The organism is Bacillus sp. Nf3 (assembly GCF_003028545.1).
In the GTDB taxonomy this organism is placed as follows: domain Bacteria; phylum Bacillota; class Bacilli; order Bacillales; family Bacillaceae; genus Bacillus; species Bacillus safensis.
The window spans coordinates 18334-34198 of sequence record NZ_PYUA01000005.1; the positions used below are offsets into that span (position 1 = coordinate 18334).

The window sequence follows — 15865 nt, forward strand, 5'->3', positions numbered from 1 at the left end:
AGAAGATGATGAAACTCCTGTTCAAAATATCTTCAGTAAAATAGCAACTTTATAGGATGATATATCCTTAATTTTAAAAATAAGGTATGATAAATATGCTTTATCTTTATATTGTCCGAAGGAGTTGTCGAGTTGAAGGGATCTAGGGTTGAGTTTATTGATAGTTTACGTGGTTTTAGTTTATTAGGTATTTTGATCGTGAATATGCTTAATTTTCAATATGATTATGATTTTGAGAAAATGTTTGATTCGAGTTTTTGGGGGCAGGAATTCGGTGTATATGTGACGGAAATTTTGTTCCAAGGTTCTTTTTATCCGATTTTTTCCTTTTTGTTTGGGTATTCTTTTATCAAGCTGATTGAATCGACGAAGGCTAAGGGACTAAATACGAATGCCATTGTCGTTCGCCGAGGCTTTGGTCTGATTGTGCTTGGGATGCTGCATTACATCTTTATTTGGAATGGTGACATTCTTCTTTATTATGGAGCTTGTACGTTTTTCTTGATGATGTTTTTGAGCAGCCGGATTAAAACAATGCTTATTTGGTCGGGTGTGTTAGGTGCGTTGTCATTAGTTGTTTTGCCATACATGATGGAACTTGTTTATGGGACTGATGATCTTTTAACCGATGTGTATGCGAAGGGCGCTTATGGGGATATTTTGCTCAGCCGGATTACGGTTGAAGACGATATGATGATTGTGACTATTATTCTGGCGATCGCGACCATTACGCTTATGCCGATATTAGGGTTTCTTTTCGGTACGATCATGGTTGGCCCGTTTGCACTGCTTGGCATGGCGATCGGGAAAAAGGGTCATTTGACAAAAGAAGATCGAGGCATGGCTTATCGTAAAGGCTGGGTTTGGATGATTATCATCGGGCTTGCTTTAAAATGTGCGACGTTTATTGATGCTCCTTGGAGTGAAATGGTGTTGACGTTAGGAGCCTATGTCCTGACGATTGGTTATATTCAAGCCTTTATTGTTTTTTACTATTCAAAGGCTGCTCAAGGGTTGAAACGTCTGCTTGCAGGGCTTGGCCGTTTGTCTCTATCAAACTATTTGGCACAGTCGATTATTTGTACAACGATTTTCTATTCTTATGGACTTGGTCTATTTGGACAATTGGGGTCAATGTTTGGGCTACTTCTTGCTGTCGGACTGTACACAGCACAGCTGTTCATCAGCTATCTCTATTTGAAAAAATGGAGAAGAGGTCCTGTGGAGTGGCTTATGGGAAAATGGGTATATTGGAGATAAAGTATTTTGTTAAAGAACCGTATGGCTTTTGGGCTGTGCGGTTTTTTATTTTAAAAAAATGAGGAGAACATTTTTTAAAATGGTTGAATATTCTCTTAGTGTGTATATAATGTATATATAGTGTATATACAATATTTTGTTCCAACTATCTGAAAAAAGAGGTTTTTATATGCAAATTACGATTTCAAACCATTCTAAGGAGCCCATCTATGAGCAAATTACGAATCAAATCAAATCGATGATTTTAACGGGTGAGCTTGCAGAAGGCGCAGCACTGCCGTCTATTCGAAAGCTGGCGAAGGATCTACAAATTAGCGTGATTACAACAAAGCGAGCGTATGAAGAGTTAGAGAAGGCAGGATTTATTTATTCAATTGTAGGCAAGGGATCATTTGTTGCGGAACAAAACGTAGAAGTGATGAGAGAGAAGAAATTGAAGGTGATCGAGGAACAGCTTGGAGCGGTTGTCACAAACGGGAAAGAATTAGGCTTATCTTTTGATGAATTGCAGCAGTTATTAAAGTTCTTATTTGAGGAGTGAGATGAGTGGAGCATGTGATTGAATTCAAAGGAGTTTCGAAACGATTCAAGGATTTTTCAGTTCAGAATCTCGATTTACAGGTTAAGAAAGGCTTTGTTACAGGGTTTATTGGAGAGAATGGAGCGGGTAAGTCGACCACCATTAAAATGATCATGAATTTGTTAAAACCCGATTCAGGTGACATCAAGGTTTTTGGATTGGATTATCATACTCATGAAAAAGAGATTAAGGAACGGATCGGATTTGTTTACGATGCTAACGTTTTTTTTCCAGGATTAAATTTAAAAGACATCAAACGGATTGTGGCACCTGCCTATAAACGCTGGGATGACCAGCTTTTTGATCAATATGTTGAACAGTTTGGCTTGCCGCTTCATAAAGCGATTAAAACATTTTCAAAAGGGATGCAGATGAAGGCGTCACTTGCGATTGCGCTGTCGCATCATGCAGAGTTGATTATCATGGATGAACCAACGGCTGGGTTAGATCCGGTTTTTAGAAGAGAGCTGCTTGGCACGTTACAAGAGTTGATGATTGATGGAAATCGGACGATCTTTTTCTCGACGCATGTGACAACTGATTTAGACCGGATCGCGGATTATATTGCATTTATACAAAGTGGAAAATTGGTCTTTCAACAGTCGATACATGATGTAGCAGAGAGCTATGCGCTTGTGAAAGGAAGTCTTGATTTATTGGATCGAGATACAGAAAAGGCCTTTGTCCATATTCAGCGTACAGCAGCGGGGTTTGAGGCATTAACAGATCGGATTGATGAAGTGAATCTTATTTTTGGTGATGCTGTTGTGATTGAACCGGCGTCGCTTGAGGATATCATGTTTTATTTGAAAGGCGGGGTTGCTCATGTTTCATTTAATTAAGCGTGATGTGATTTTGCAAAAGAAGCAGTTACTTATTTTTATTCCGTTAATCTTATTTTTTATTTTCATGGATGTCCATCCAGTATTGACGTTTCTAGTTGCTAGTGTCTTCATTCCATTTAACACATATGCGTATGATGAAAAGGCAGAAACGAATATTCTATTAAACTCCTTGCCCTATACACGGAAAGAAATTATCGCATCACGTTATCTTGGCGCCATTTTCTATATGAGTATTGCGATCGTGCTGACAAGTGCTGCATTATTTGTGTTTGGAAAGCTATTTTCGCTGTCAGATATTGCGATTGGCAGCGGGTTGTTTTTATTGTTCGCGGCGTGTACGTTTCCATTGTTTTATATCTTAAAGCCTGGTTATATCACAACGGCAGTGCTCTTTGGCTTTATCCTATTATCTGCTATGGGACCGCCTGTTGTTCTCTATTTAGCAGAGCAATTCAGTGGGATCACTGATTTTATTATGAATTTATCGATCCCTATTTTATATACGGGATCAGCTGTGCTGATTATGCTTTTCTACCTGCTGTCTTGGGGGCTTTCTACTGCGATTTACCAGAGGAAAGTGTTTTAATTCAGATGATCAGATCATTTATAGAGAATCATTCATTTTGAGTAGGACTTTCAAAATGGATGATTCTTCTTTTTTGAATCAAGTGAAATTGACATACAGAAGAAAAAAAGGTTATTGTTATTTAACATAATGTTAATTATTTTTAACATTATGTTAAATAAAATATCCTTCAAGAAAGGAAATTGAAATGAAGATTAAAAATAGAATTAAGGTGTTACGGGCTGAAAAAGACTGGACACAAAAAGATCTGGCAGAGAAGTTAGGTGTGACTCGCCAAACGGTAGCAGCGATTGAAAATGGTAAATATTCTTTGTCTTTAAAACTAGCATTTCAAATTGCTAGAACATTTGAAGTTGATTTGTATGACGTATTTCAAGAGGTCGACAAGGAGGAACAACAATGATGACGACGATCATTCTTTATTCTTTGATTTTCCTTTCTGTTATAAGCACGGCCTTTCAATTTAAGAAAAGTCGTGAATATAAACATGATGAACGAGGTCAATTTATTTTAGCGAAAGCAGGAAGTTTTTCTATTATAGGTATTGCCTTAGCCTATATATTGGTTGCTGTTATCCAAGCTTCGGTCCATCAATTCTCATCTCCAAGAGAATGGTTTTATATAGCGATTACTTTTATGTATGTATCAAGTGTTTGCGCAAATACAATCGGTATCATCTATTGTGAAAGGAAATATTAATTCATCGCTAGATGTAAGCTGGAGTTCTTCATCATGAAGGGAAGAGAAAAACCAATGAAAAAAGTATTGAGAATCATGTTGATATCTATATGTACTCTTATCACGGTCATGGTTGTTTTTCTAGCTACTGTTTATTTTGTAAACCTCATTAGTAATGAAAGGGAGAAGGGGAAAATAGAAGATTATGGGCAAAAGGTTTTGATGGACGGGAAGCAGATGAATGTGCTCATTCAAGGCGATGGGAAAGAAACGATTGTACTTCTCCCGGGCTATGGAACTGCTTCACCAGTGCTGGATTTTATGCCGCTAGTAAATGAATTATCACCATATTATAGAGTCGTAGTGATTGAACCATTTGGATATGGTTTAAGTGACGATACAGATAAAGTACGGACAAGTCAAAACATTGTGGATGAGATTCATGAATGTTTGCAAAAGCTCGACATTCATAAATATACGTTGATGGGCCATTCGATTTTTGGCATTTATGGATTAGAATATGTAAATCAATATGAAAAAGAAGTGAAAGCATTTGTTGGAATTGATAATAGTGTTCCGAAGCAGGAGGATTCAGATGAATTGCCAGTCTCCAGCTTACAGCTGCTTCATCAATCCGGTTTTTACAGATTGATAGTGAAAATGAATCCAGATCAACTGGTGATGCCTAACGTGGATGATCAAACGAAAGATCAGATTAAAATGCTGACCTTCCGAAATTTCTTGGATAAAAGCCAAGCTAGTGAGGCGGAAAACTTTAGAAATAATTTTAATAACGCTCAACGCTTACATTTCCCTAAGAATCTCCCTGTTGTTTTCTACCTAGCGAATGAAACGGAGGAAGAAACACCAAGCTGGAAACCAATGCATGAAGATCTTCTGAAAAATGTAGAACACGGAAAAGTTGTTACTTTCAAAGGTGGCCATTATTTGCATCATACGAAATCTAAGGAAATAGCAGCTGATTTTAGAGAATTTCTATCTATCAACGAGAGTCACCGATAGTGAGGGATTCTGGTGGAGGCTTCTGCATTGCAGATGTTCAGTTTGCACTCGAGAAGACCGTGTGAGCGGTCTTTTTTTATTTTATATAAAGAACCGATATTGACAGTTTATCATGTAGTAGATTAAAATACATACCAACGGTCGGTATGTAAAAGGAGGCGTTTTAATTGGCCAGAAATAAATATCCAGAAAAGACGATCCAGCAAATTTTAGATGTGTCGACGAAGCTGTTTCAGGAAAAAGGGTTTGAAAAGACAAGTTTGCAGGATATCATCCATGAATTGAATATGTCTAAAGGGGCTATTTATCATCATTTCAAATCGAAGGAAGAAATATTACGTGCCGTGATGGAGAGGCAATTTCGCCATGCGACTAAGAAACTTGAAGATTTGATTGAGCATACAGAGGCAGCGCATGCGAAAGAGAAGCTGCAGCGTATTTTAGAGCAGCTTGTGGCAGATCCACAATCTCATTCGATAGATGGGATCTTGGTTGACCAGATCAAAAACCCGCAATTTGTGGTGGAGGGAATGAAGGCAGGCGTAAATCAGGATGCGCTTAAAATCAAACAGCTGATTCTTGAAGGGATTGAGGATGGTTCGATAACGACTGCTTTTCCTGGTGAAGTGGCAGAAGTGTTTATGCTTCTCGTGAATATATGGCTGAACCCAACGCTATTTGCTCGTGATCAGCAGGAAACTAGTCAGCGTTTGCTGTTTTTACAACAGATGATGAAAGGGCTTGGAGTGGATGTGGTGAGTGATCTATTCATTCAAAAGGTCACAGCGCATTATGCTGGGATTGGTGGATATGATCAGTCTGAAATCTAACTGGTCAAATAAGAGACAAAAGGAGAATTCATTTCATAGGAGGATGCCTTATGCTTCACTTCATAAAACTAGAGCTAAGAAAAAGTCATATGAAAAATTACATTCAAGCTAGTATGATCGCAAGCATTGTACTGTTGGTGTTTATCTATTTTGCCGCATTTGCTGCACGGGTTGAACAGGAAATAGGTTTTCAGCAATATCCGAATATCTATTTGTTGACCAGTATAGTATGGATGATCTTTTTTTCGATCGTCACAGCATGGATGTATTGTCGAGTAGTGGTGAATACATTGAAAGACTATGAAGCTCATTCACCAAGTTTGAAAGCATCACTCCTTCCGAGACTGGTCTGGATGCTGTGTTTTTCTACGATTGCTATGCTGTGTAGCATCATTCCTTCATTTGTTGTGTTTAGTGTTACTGAAACGTTCTTCCCTATTGTTCAGGATGCGCTGACTGCTGATGTGATGTTCAATGTGATCAAAACGTACCTAGTGTTTACTTGCTGTATCAATGGTATTGGCATGATTGCGATGAGAGTGGGATTAATGAAGAAATCTACCTTCATGACGATCATGACTGCGATTGTTCTATGTGCTGTTTTAGGAAACGTATGTATCGCAGTTGATGGAAATGATCAAATGAATGTCATTTTGTCAGGAGTCATGGTCGCAGCTGTTCTCATTGTAATGTTGGAATTGTGGGCCAGTATCACCCGGCTTCAAGCGAGATAAGCCACGATGAAAAAGGGGGAAGACATGTGGAGCATACGGTTCAAATTGAAGAATTGGTCGTAGAATTATCGCTTGATTGGCTGCTCGGAGAGGTGCGTATCCATCACCATGATCATCCTTATCTCATCATTCGTCAAACGACCAATCAAGTCTTTCCAAAGCGCTATTTGCTGCATCATCAGGTAAAAGATGGGCGGCTGGTCATTCAAGATAGGCGAAAAAAAATATTCAGCTTAGGACTGCACCTTTATCAAACAGATCTCTCTATTTATCTTCCGAAAAAACAATTACAGTCTATGTCCATTCGTTGTAAAGGAGCAAATCTTCAGGCAGAAGGGCTGAGGGTGGAAAATGTCTATGGTCATTTAACTTCTGGAAAGACGATGCTGTCAGGTGAAATCAAGCATCTTCTTTTAGAGACAGTTGGTGGACTTATTTCTAGCCGGCAGCTGGCCGCGCAGACATTGTCATTGCACGCCACGTCGTCAAAAGGTGAGTTGACGGGTGCTTTCTCAGAAGTTGATCTGCATGTAACAGGTAGAAGGATACAAATTCATTCTACAAGCATGCTACATTCACTTAAGTCTATTTCAACTGGAGCATATGTCAAAGTGGCGATTCCAGAAAATGATGGGTTTACTTGTTATGTAAAGAAAAGATCTGGCACTTTTCAGAATGACTTTCTTTGTTATCGAGAGCAGAAAAACTTGGTGCATAAGAATGGACAAAGATCCTTTGAGGTTGATATAAGAGGTGGTCATTTTCTATTAAGTCATCAGCATTGAAGTAACTTTCTTCCCTTGATTCAATATATCAATATAAAACAATTTGAAACTCTTTTTATGTCAGAATATTTTGTTAATAGTGTTTTCCTCAAAAAAACAATTGTTTTTTAAGGGTAGATTTATTATGATAATATACATCGAAAGATTGATGTTTCTCAATCAGAATGAAAATTCTGATTTTTGTTTTTTATGTTGTTTGTTGATGAGGGGGAAGAAAAGTGGCTCAAAAGGAATTGAAGAGAGGGTTAAGTGCCCGCCATATTCAAATGATTGCTCTTGGCGGCACAATCGGTGTTGGCTTATTTATGGGGTCAGCGAAGGCCATTCAATGGACAGGTCCATCGGTTCTTCTAGCGTACGCAGTGTGTGGTATTTTTATCTTTTTTATTATGCGAGCGATGGGAGAAATGTTATATCTTGAGCCGAGTACAGGGTCGTTTGCTACATTCGGGCATCAATATATTCATCCGCTTGCAGGGTATATGACGGCTTGGAGTAACTGGTTCCAGTGGGTCATTGTCGGAATGTCTGAAATTATTGCTGTTGGGGCTTATATGAAATATTGGTTCCCAGAGCTGCCTGCGTGGATTCCAGGGTTAATTGCGATGATCATTTTAGGAGCGGCCAACTTGATTTCGGTTAAGTCGTTCGGTGAATTTGAATTTTGGTTTGCGATGATCAAAATTGTGACGATTATCTTGATGATTGTTGCAGGTCTAGGCATTATTTTCTTCGGATTTGGAAATGGCGGGACGCCTATTGGCTTGTCTAATCTGTGGGCGCACGGCGGGTTCTTTACAGGTGGATTTACCGGATTCTTGTTTGCATTGTCGCTCGTCATTGCTGCCTACCAGGGTGTTGAGCTGATTGGGATTACAGCAGGTGAAGCACAAAATCCAGAAAAGACGCTGACCAATGCCATCAAAAGTATCATCTGGCGTATTTTGATTTTCTATATCGGTGCGATCTTTGTCATTGTGACTGTGTATCCTTGGGATCAGCTGAATACCCTTGGCAGTCCATTTGTGGCGACGTTTGCGAAGATCGGGATTACAGCAGCAGCTGGTATTATTAACTTTGTTGTGATTACAGCAGCGATGTCAGGCTGTAATAGTGGTATTTTCAGTGCGGGACGTATGCTTTATACATTAGGTGTAAATGGTCAGGCGCCTGCTTTCTTTACAAAAATTTCGAAGAATGGTGTACCGTATTTTGGGACATTCGCTGTGCTGATTGGTTTAGCCATAGGAGTGGTCCTGAATTATGTTTCACCGCCAAATATTTTCGTCTATGTGTATAGTGCGAGTGTACTTCCTGGGATGGTGCCTTGGTTTGTCATTTTGATTAGTCATATTGGCTTCAGAAAGGCGAAGGGAGCAGCGCTTGATCAGCATCCGTTCAAGATGCCGCTCGCGCCGTTTTCGAATTATCTCACAATCGGTTTCTTACTGATGGTGCTTGTGTTTATGCTCATTAATCAGGATACGCGTATTTCTCTTATTGTAGCAATTGGGTTCTTGATTTTAGTGGCACTTAGCTTTTTTGTATTTGGAATTGGAAAACGAAAACCGATTGAAACAGCTTCTTCTGATCAAACGGTGAAATAATCAAAAGCCTTGCGGAGTGAACCGCGAGGCTTTTGTCGTTTACAGAGAAGCTTTGACACGCTGAAAGACATCTGGATAGTTGGTGAAAAGACCTGTGACGCCGTATTGCAGAAGACGTGTCATGTCGGCTTCGCTGTTGACCGTATATGGATGAAGGAGGAGTCCGTGGCTTCTGACCTGCTGGGCGTTTTCAGGTGTTAAAGCTCTAAAATTCGGTCCGACTCCCACGGCGTACGTTTTAATAAAGTCGAGCTGATCGTCTGTGATGGATGTCATTTGGGTTCTGTCTAATAGCTGTACTTTTGGCAGGCGTGGAGCTAATTTCTGCAGCTTTAGCAGGCTGTCTTGACTAAAGGATTGTATGATAACCTGCCCTTTTCTTGTGTGTTTCCCAAGAAGATGATGTTTCTTTAAGGCGGCCAATAGTTTTTCTTCCATTTGCGGATAAAGGTCTGGTTTTTTTGTTTCAATATAATAATTCTCTCGTTTTCCGAAATAGCGCAACACCTCATCTAATGTAAGGACTCTCTGTCCGATATAGTTGGCATTTTGTCTGTCGGGATTGGCTTCGTTAAACCATGTGCCCGCATCAAGCTGTTTGATTTCGGCAAGTGTGAGGTCTTTGACCCACCCTGTTCCGTTTGTGGTCCGGTCAACGGTTTCGTCGTGCATCACGATGAGATGTCCATCCTTTGTCATTTGAAGATCGAGTTCGAGGTAATCTGCATTCATCTTTGTGGCGAGTTTATAGGAAGCCAGGGTATGCTCTGGTGCATACCCTGATGCTCCGCGGTGTGCAACGGTTAGGATACGATCTGGAGATAAAAGATGTTCATGAGCCGATATGGTGGCCGGCACCCACGCAAAAGACAGTAAAGCAAAAGAGAGCAACACGAAAGCAAGTAATCTACTTTTCTTCATATTTTAACCTCCTTTTACGGTAACTGCCTTCATCATAAGAAATAGATGTAAAGAGCATGTTGGGCGGATATGAATCTTTTATGTGATTTTCATTAAGCTTGCTCTACGCGTTTTCCTGTATTCCATGTCATCGCAAGGAAAACAATCGCAAGCACACAAGAACCAACCAGTAAAATGAAGCCTCCTGTCCAGTCATAGTGATCAACGACGACACCCATCATGGCATTGGCAAAGGCAGAGCCGCCAATGTAGCCGAAGAAGCCTGTCAGTCCGGCAGCAGTGCCAGCTGCTTTTTTCGGAGCGAGATCAATGGCTTGAAGTCCAATGAGCATAACAGGTCCGTAAATCAAAAAGCCGATGCTGATGAGGGCAATGTTATCGACCATTGGATTGCCAGCAGGATTTAGCCAGTAAACGAGAACAGCAATTAACACCCCGACCATAAAGATGACGCCAGCTGGTGCGCGGCGGCTTCTAAAGAAGCGGTCACTGATCCATCCGCACAATAATGTACCGGGAATGCCTGCATATTCATAAAGAAAATAAGACCAGCGTGAATGCTCTGGTGAAAAGCCCTTCGCTTCTGTTAAGTAGGTCGGCGCCCAGTCAACAACACCGTAACGGACGAAGTACACAAACACGTTGGCAATGGCGATATACCATAGGAATTTATTGTTGAGTACATATTTAAATAAAATCTCTTTCACTGTTAATTCTTTTTCTTGATCCTCATAGTGTTGTGCCGGATAGTCATTTCGATATTCCTCGATTGGCGGAAGACCAGTGGATTGCGGGGTATCCCGTACGAGAAGAATGATCACGAAGGAGACGATAATGGCAATGATGGCAGGGAAGAAAAAGATACTTTTCCACGTCGCAAACAGTACAATTCCTAATGTGATAAGCGGTGCAAGAATCCCCCCGCCGATATTGTGAGCGACGTTCCAAATGGACATTTTCGTACCACGTTCACTAACCGAAAACCAGTGCGCCATCGTACGTCCACATGGCGGCCACCCCATGCCTTGAAACCAGCCATTTAAGAACATGAACAAAAACATGATCCATACACTGGATGTGACCCACGGAAAAGAGACAAATAGGATATTGATAAGAGCTGATAAAAAGAGTCCGGCAGCTAAAAAGTATCTGGGGTTACAGCGGTCTGAGATCATCCCCATGATGAATTTACTAAAACCATAAGCAATAGATACGGCTGCGAGTACAAAGCCTAATTCACTTTTCGTGAACCCCTCTTCCTGTAGATATGGAATGGCAAAAGCGAAATTTTTGCGCAGCAAATAGTAGCCCGCATACCCGATAAAGATGCCTAGAAAGACTTGCAGCCGCAGCCGCTTATAGGTCTCGTCTGTTTTGGCATCATCAAGCCTGTCGATATGCGGAGCAGGTTTAAACCATTTAAACATAAAGATCCTCCTTTTGTAGATGTCCGATTGACTGAAGCAAAAGTACGAGAATGGCTTTTGATCCTGTACCTTTTCAGAGACAAAAGAATTGTTAGCGCTTTCTTTTGTACTCCCATCATATCGGATGAAAGAGACGTTTATGATGAGGCTTTTGTCATAAATTTTGGAAAAATGGTTCGTGAAGCAACAAAAAAATCCGCACAATGGCGGATTTTTTCTTAGCTGTTACAGAGACACATTAATTTTCGCAGATTTCTTTAGCTTTTCAATTTCTTTTTGGACTTCTTTCTGCTTTTCTTGAGATTCTAGCTGTTTTTTAATTTGTGATTTAACCTCTTTGTATTCTGGTGCTTTTTGCTTTTGTTTTTTCATTTGGTCTGCGTATTGGTCATAGTACGCTTTGACGTCTTTCTCAGAGACGGAGGCTGATTTGATTTCTTTGTCGACATATTGGCTGTACTTGATGCTGTCGGCAATGTCACTTTTCAGCTGATCCAATGTAAGTCCGCTCTTTTTCAGTGCTTCTTCGAATTGAGCGTTGTCTTTAAACTGTTTCTTTTCTTCCTTTAGCTGCTTATCTGCTTCTTTGTCAGAGGCTTTGAAGCCCTTCTTCTCAGCATCTTGCAGGATGAGCTCTTGGCCTACGAGCGCATCAATGGTTTGTTTCTTGACTGCTTTCTCGCCTTCTTTAGAAGTTGGGTCTTGCCCGGACTGCTGAAGCTGGCCTTGGATAGTAGATAAGGCGCTATTGTATTCACTGCCTGTGATTTTGTCTTTGTTGACGGTCGCAACGACCTTTTGATCATCGATTTTTTGTGCGTCTAATTTCTTTTGCATTTCTTCCATTTGCTTTTGCTGCTCTTTTTGATCAGCCTGTGTTGTTTCCTTGTTTTTGGCTGAATCGTTTTGCTTATCTTGTTTGGCATCGTTTGACGAGCAGGCTGCAAGCCCAACAGATAACAGACAAGCGATGAGTGTATATGATACCTTTTTCATCATTTTCTCTCCCTTCGGTATGAGAACATCTAGTGCGCATTCTAACCGTTTTAGAGGAAAAATAAAACCGTACAGACGATTTGTTAGCGGATTGACATGTTTTTTATCTGTTTGTCCTCATTTTGTCTTCTCATAGTCATCATGTGACAAACTTAATCGTGGAATAACTGTTCCATCACTTCGTCGATTTGGGTGATCGGCTGGCGGCAGCTGTAGTTTTCACAAATATACACGGTGGTTTTGCCATCGATTGTTTTGTAATCTTTTGTAAAGGGCGCGAGCTTCGCTAATTCTTTCCCTGTTTCGGCAGTCAATATGATATCAAATGGCACGAAGCGTTTTTGAAGCGCCTGTAAAAGCTGTTCTTTTTGAGGGTCGCCGTTTTTCCCAAGAATGATGAGTTCTCTTTTTGTCGCATATTGACTCAAGAGCCCTTGCAGAAACGCTGTGTGTCCGCTTGGGTAGGAAGAGACATCGACATAAAAGGCTTTGAACATCTGTTCTAATGTTTTCAGCCAGTCTTGACGTCCAGTCATTCTGCTTAGCTTCAGAAGCTGGTGGAGTGCGGTGCTGTTACCAGAAGGCATGGCACCGTCGTACACTTCTTTTTCTCGAACGAGGAGCGCTTCCGCATCTGAACCTGAGAAGAAAAAGCCCCCTTTTCCCTTGTCCCAAAACAGCTCAAACATGTTCTCCGCAATGGCTGTGGCTTTTTCCAGCCAATCTAATTCAAAGGTCGCTTCATATAAAGACATATACGCTTTTAGCATATGCGCATAATCCTCGATAAAGCCGAGATGCTTCACGTCACCTTCTCTGTAGCGGACCATAAGCCGCTCATGTTGAACAAGATGTGTTTCTAGAAAAGACATCGACTGCTGCGCCATAAGAATCGCTTCCTCTGAATCAAAGACACTTCCTGCTTTGGCGAGAGCCGCGATTATCAGCGCATTCCAAGATGTGAGCACTTTGTCATCTACAAGCGGCGCAGGTCGCTGCTGTCTGACTGATTGTAAAATGTGTCGGGCTTCTTGCAGCTTAGAGTGAAGTGTATGGTCATCAATTGAAATTGAGGCCTTGATGTCCTCAAAAGAGGTGGAAATGGTATGAGGGATGTTCTCCCCTTCAAAGTTCCCCTCTTCTGTGATGTGATAGACTTCGCAAAATAAAGCGCCGAGCTCCTCCCCTAAATGGGTGATGATCTCATCTTTTGACCAGACGTAATATTGTCCTTCTTTCCCTTCAGAATCTGCGTCTATCGCTGAATAAAAGGAGCCATCCGGATTCATCATCTCCTGTTTGATAAATTGAATCAGACGTTGGACAAGCTTTTCATATTCTGGTTTTGGAGTGAGCTGATACGCTTCTGTGTAAGCTTCCATCAGCAAGGCGTTATCATACAGCATTTTTTCAAAATGCGGCACAAGCCATTTTTCATCCGTCGAATAACGTGAAAAGCCCGACCCAATATGGTCGTATATACCGCCATTTGCCATGCCGTCTAACGTTTTCGTGACTGCATATAATGCGTTCTCCTGCCCTGTCCATTCGTAATAGCGCATCAGAAATGAGAGCATATGAGGTGCAGGAAATTTCGGCGCGGAGCCGAATCCGCCATACAGCGTATCAAAGCTGCTCATGAGCTGATAATAGGCTTTGTGAATTGCCTCTTGAGACAGCGTATTTTCTGTCTGCCCGGCTGCTTTGATCCGCAGGTTATTTGTTGCCTTCTCTGCCAATGATTCAATATGATCTCGGTCGTTATGGTACGCATCTAGCAATTGTGTCAGTGCCTCGATGAAGCCAGGCCGCCCGTATGCACTTCTCTTTGGAAAATACGTCCCCGCATAAAAAGGCTTTTGATCCGGCGTGACAAACACGTTGAGCGGCCAGCCGCCTTGCCCTGTCATCATCTGACAAACAGACATATACATAGAGTCGATGTCTGGACGCTCCTCACGATCGACTTTGATTGAAATGAAATGCTCATTTAAGATGTCAGCGACTTGTTGATCTTCAAAGCTTTCGTGTGCCATGACGTGGCACCAGTGGCAAGTGGCGTAACCGATGCTGACAAGCACAGGTTTATTTTCACGTTTGGCTTTATCGAATGCTTCTTGCCCCCATGGGTACCAGTGAACTGGGTTGTGAGCGTGCTGAAGGAGATACGGTGATTTTTCATGGATGAGTGGGTTGGTTGTTTGGTTGTTTGGCATGGAATCACCTTCCTTTCTAAATGTTTTTAGTATTTTCTTTTCTCTATTTAATATATCAGATTGCTGTTGCCCGTCATCATTTGTCTGTGAGGTATTCTCAAAATGAAAAAAATCAAGGGCTATAAACCCTTGATAGCTATATCAATCGTAATGCTTTAACAAGATGGCTGAATTATGTCCTCCAAAACCAAAAGAATTGGATAGCCCATATTTCAATGGAAGCTCCCTCGCTTCTAATACAACATCTAAATTGCAGTCTGGATCTTGATTCTCTACATTAATAGTTGGCGGAATCATTCCTCGTCTCAAACTTTCCACTAAAGCAATGGCTTCTACTCCGCCGGCAGCACCAAACATGTGCCCAGTCATTGACTTGTTTGCCGTTGTTGGAATTTCACCTGAACGATCACCAAATAATTTCTTAATCGCTAGAACTTCTGAACGATCACCTACTTGTGTACTTGTTGCATGAGCACTAATAACATCAATTTCATCTGTTGATATGTTTGCACTTCTCAATGCTTTTTTCATGGCTAAGTAGGCACCCTTACCTTCTGGGTGTGATGCTACCATATGATGAGCGTCTGAACTAGCTCCGTATCCCACTACTTCACATAATATCGGTGCATCTCTAAGAATTGCGTTTTCTAATGATTCTAATACTAAGATACCTGCGCCTTCACTCATCACAAAACCATCTCTATCTGTATCGAATGGACGGCTCGCTCGACTTGGATCTTGGTTTCTAGTAGATAGTGCATGTGCGTTTCCAAAACTGGCCAAAGATATTTGTGAGACGGCAGCTTCTGCTCCACCGGCAAATATAATATCTGCATCATCATTTCGGATCGCATTGAAAGCTTCACCAATAGAGGTGTTCCCAATAGAACAAGCTGTGACTGGTGACAATGATGGCCCTTGTGCCCCTAATCTTATGCTGATTTGGGCCGCAGCCGCATTTGAAATCATCATGGGGACAAGGCTGGGGCTTACTCTTGAGGGACCTCGTTTATCTAATACATTCACTTGATCAACAAGCGATTGGATACCCCCGATTCCTGAACCAACATATACGCCCAAACGTTCAAGATCAACTTGATCTAACTGTAATTGTGAATTTTCTAATGCTTGTTCGGCTGCTGCTAAGGCAAACTGACTAAAACGATCTAATCGTTTTGCTTCTTTTCTTCCCAATATTTTATCTGCATCGAAATCACGAACGATTCCGGCTATTTTTGTTTTATAATCAGTTGTATCAAAAGAATCAATGAGAGATATTCCCGATTGTCCTTTGATTAGTTGATTCCAAAAGCTATTTACATCATTTCCAAGTGGAGAAATAATTCCCATTCCAGTAATGACAACTCTTTTCATGAT

The 15865-nt window shown here is 41.1% G+C and carries 16 protein-coding genes; 11 read left to right on the top strand and 5 right to left on the bottom strand.

All coding sequences use genetic code 11. The features are described from left to right. The first annotated feature begins 132 nt into the window (after window positions 1–132). From C9414_RS14535 to C9414_RS14585, 11 genes are all read left to right on the top strand, one after another. Entirely contained in the window at window positions 133–1260 is a 1128-nt protein-coding gene (locus tag C9414_RS14535) for a DUF418 domain-containing protein (protein ID WP_107163899.1), read from the top strand. Between the two features lie 169 nt (window positions 1261–1429). Continuing rightward, on the top strand, window positions 1430–1801 hold the full coding sequence (locus C9414_RS14540) for a GntR family transcriptional regulator (protein ID WP_107163900.1): 372 nt from the start codon (window positions 1430–1432) through the stop codon (window positions 1799–1801). A gap of 5 nt (window positions 1802–1806) precedes the next feature. Next, the gene (locus tag C9414_RS14545) at window positions 1807–2682 is read left to right on the top strand and encodes an ABC transporter ATP-binding protein (RefSeq protein WP_047204163.1); all 876 of its coding nucleotides are present in this window, start codon (window positions 1807–1809) and stop codon (window positions 2680–2682) included. Continuing rightward, on the top strand, window positions 2666–3271 hold the full coding sequence (locus tag C9414_RS14550; protein WP_047204162.1) for an ABC-2 transporter permease: 606 nt from the start codon (window positions 2666–2668) through the stop codon (window positions 3269–3271). Before C9414_RS14545 ends, C9414_RS14550 begins: the two co-directional genes overlap by 17 nt. A 187-nt stretch (window positions 3272–3458) precedes the next feature. Further along, window positions 3459–3674 (top strand): helix-turn-helix transcriptional regulator, encoded by a 216-nt coding sequence (locus tag C9414_RS14555; RefSeq protein ID WP_107163901.1) that lies wholly within the window; start codon window positions 3459–3461, stop codon window positions 3672–3674. Then, the gene (locus C9414_RS14560; RefSeq protein ID WP_047204161.1) at window positions 3671–3970 is read left to right on the top strand and encodes a hypothetical protein; all 300 of its coding nucleotides are present in this window, start codon (window positions 3671–3673) and stop codon (window positions 3968–3970) included. Before C9414_RS14555 ends, C9414_RS14560 begins: the two co-directional genes overlap by 4 nt. Before the next feature lie 54 nt (window positions 3971–4024). Then, window positions 4025–4972 (top strand): alpha/beta fold hydrolase, encoded by a 948-nt coding sequence (locus tag C9414_RS14565; RefSeq protein WP_107163978.1) that lies wholly within the window; start codon window positions 4025–4027, stop codon window positions 4970–4972. A gap of 197 nt (window positions 4973–5169) precedes the next feature. After that, complete coding sequence (locus C9414_RS14570; RefSeq protein WP_084096460.1) at window positions 5170–5802, top strand: TetR/AcrR family transcriptional regulator; 633 nt, start codon at window positions 5170–5172, stop codon at window positions 5800–5802. A gap of 50 nt (window positions 5803–5852) precedes the next feature. Beyond that, window positions 5853–6536 (top strand): bacitracin ABC transporter permease, encoded by a 684-nt coding sequence (locus C9414_RS14575; protein WP_107163902.1) that lies wholly within the window; start codon window positions 5853–5855, stop codon window positions 6534–6536. Between the two features lie 26 nt (window positions 6537–6562). Then, window positions 6563–7321: a DUF4097 family beta strand repeat-containing protein gene (locus tag C9414_RS14580; protein WP_107163903.1), complete on the top strand. Its 759-nt coding sequence runs from the start codon at window positions 6563–6565 to the stop codon at window positions 7319–7321. A gap of 218 nt (window positions 7322–7539) precedes the next feature. Then, complete coding sequence (locus tag C9414_RS14585; protein WP_107163904.1) at window positions 7540–8928, top strand: amino acid permease; 1389 nt, start codon at window positions 7540–7542, stop codon at window positions 8926–8928. Window positions 8929–8967: 39 nt separating this feature from the next. Here C9414_RS14585 and C9414_RS14590 read toward each other — a convergent pair whose 3' ends face one another. The 5 genes from C9414_RS14590 to fabF all read right to left on the bottom strand — a co-directional run bounded on the left by C9414_RS14590 (window position 8968) and on the right by fabF (window position 15862). After that, window positions 8968–9849, bottom strand: a complete 882-nt coding sequence (locus C9414_RS14590) for a glycerophosphodiester phosphodiesterase (protein WP_107163905.1) — start codon at window positions 9847–9849, stop codon at window positions 8968–8970. Window positions 9850–9941: 92 nt separating this feature from the next. Further along, window positions 9942–11276: a glycerol-3-phosphate transporter gene (glpT, locus tag C9414_RS14595; RefSeq protein WP_024427473.1), complete on the bottom strand. Its 1335-nt coding sequence runs from the start codon at window positions 11274–11276 to the stop codon at window positions 9942–9944. A gap of 225 nt (window positions 11277–11501) precedes the next feature. Next, window positions 11502–12272, bottom strand: a complete 771-nt coding sequence (locus C9414_RS14605) for a SurA N-terminal domain-containing protein (RefSeq protein WP_107163907.1) — start codon at window positions 12270–12272, stop codon at window positions 11502–11504. Between the two features lie 152 nt (window positions 12273–12424). Further along, on the bottom strand, window positions 12425–14488 hold the full coding sequence (locus tag C9414_RS20610; protein WP_107163908.1) for a thioredoxin domain-containing protein: 2064 nt from the start codon (window positions 14486–14488) through the stop codon (window positions 12425–12427). A gap of 141 nt (window positions 14489–14629) precedes the next feature. Next, window positions 14630–15862, bottom strand: coding sequence for a beta-ketoacyl-ACP synthase II (fabF, locus tag C9414_RS14615; RefSeq protein WP_058837219.1), 1233 nt, complete (start codon window positions 15860–15862; stop codon window positions 14630–14632). Window positions 15863–15865: the final 3 nt, after the last annotated feature.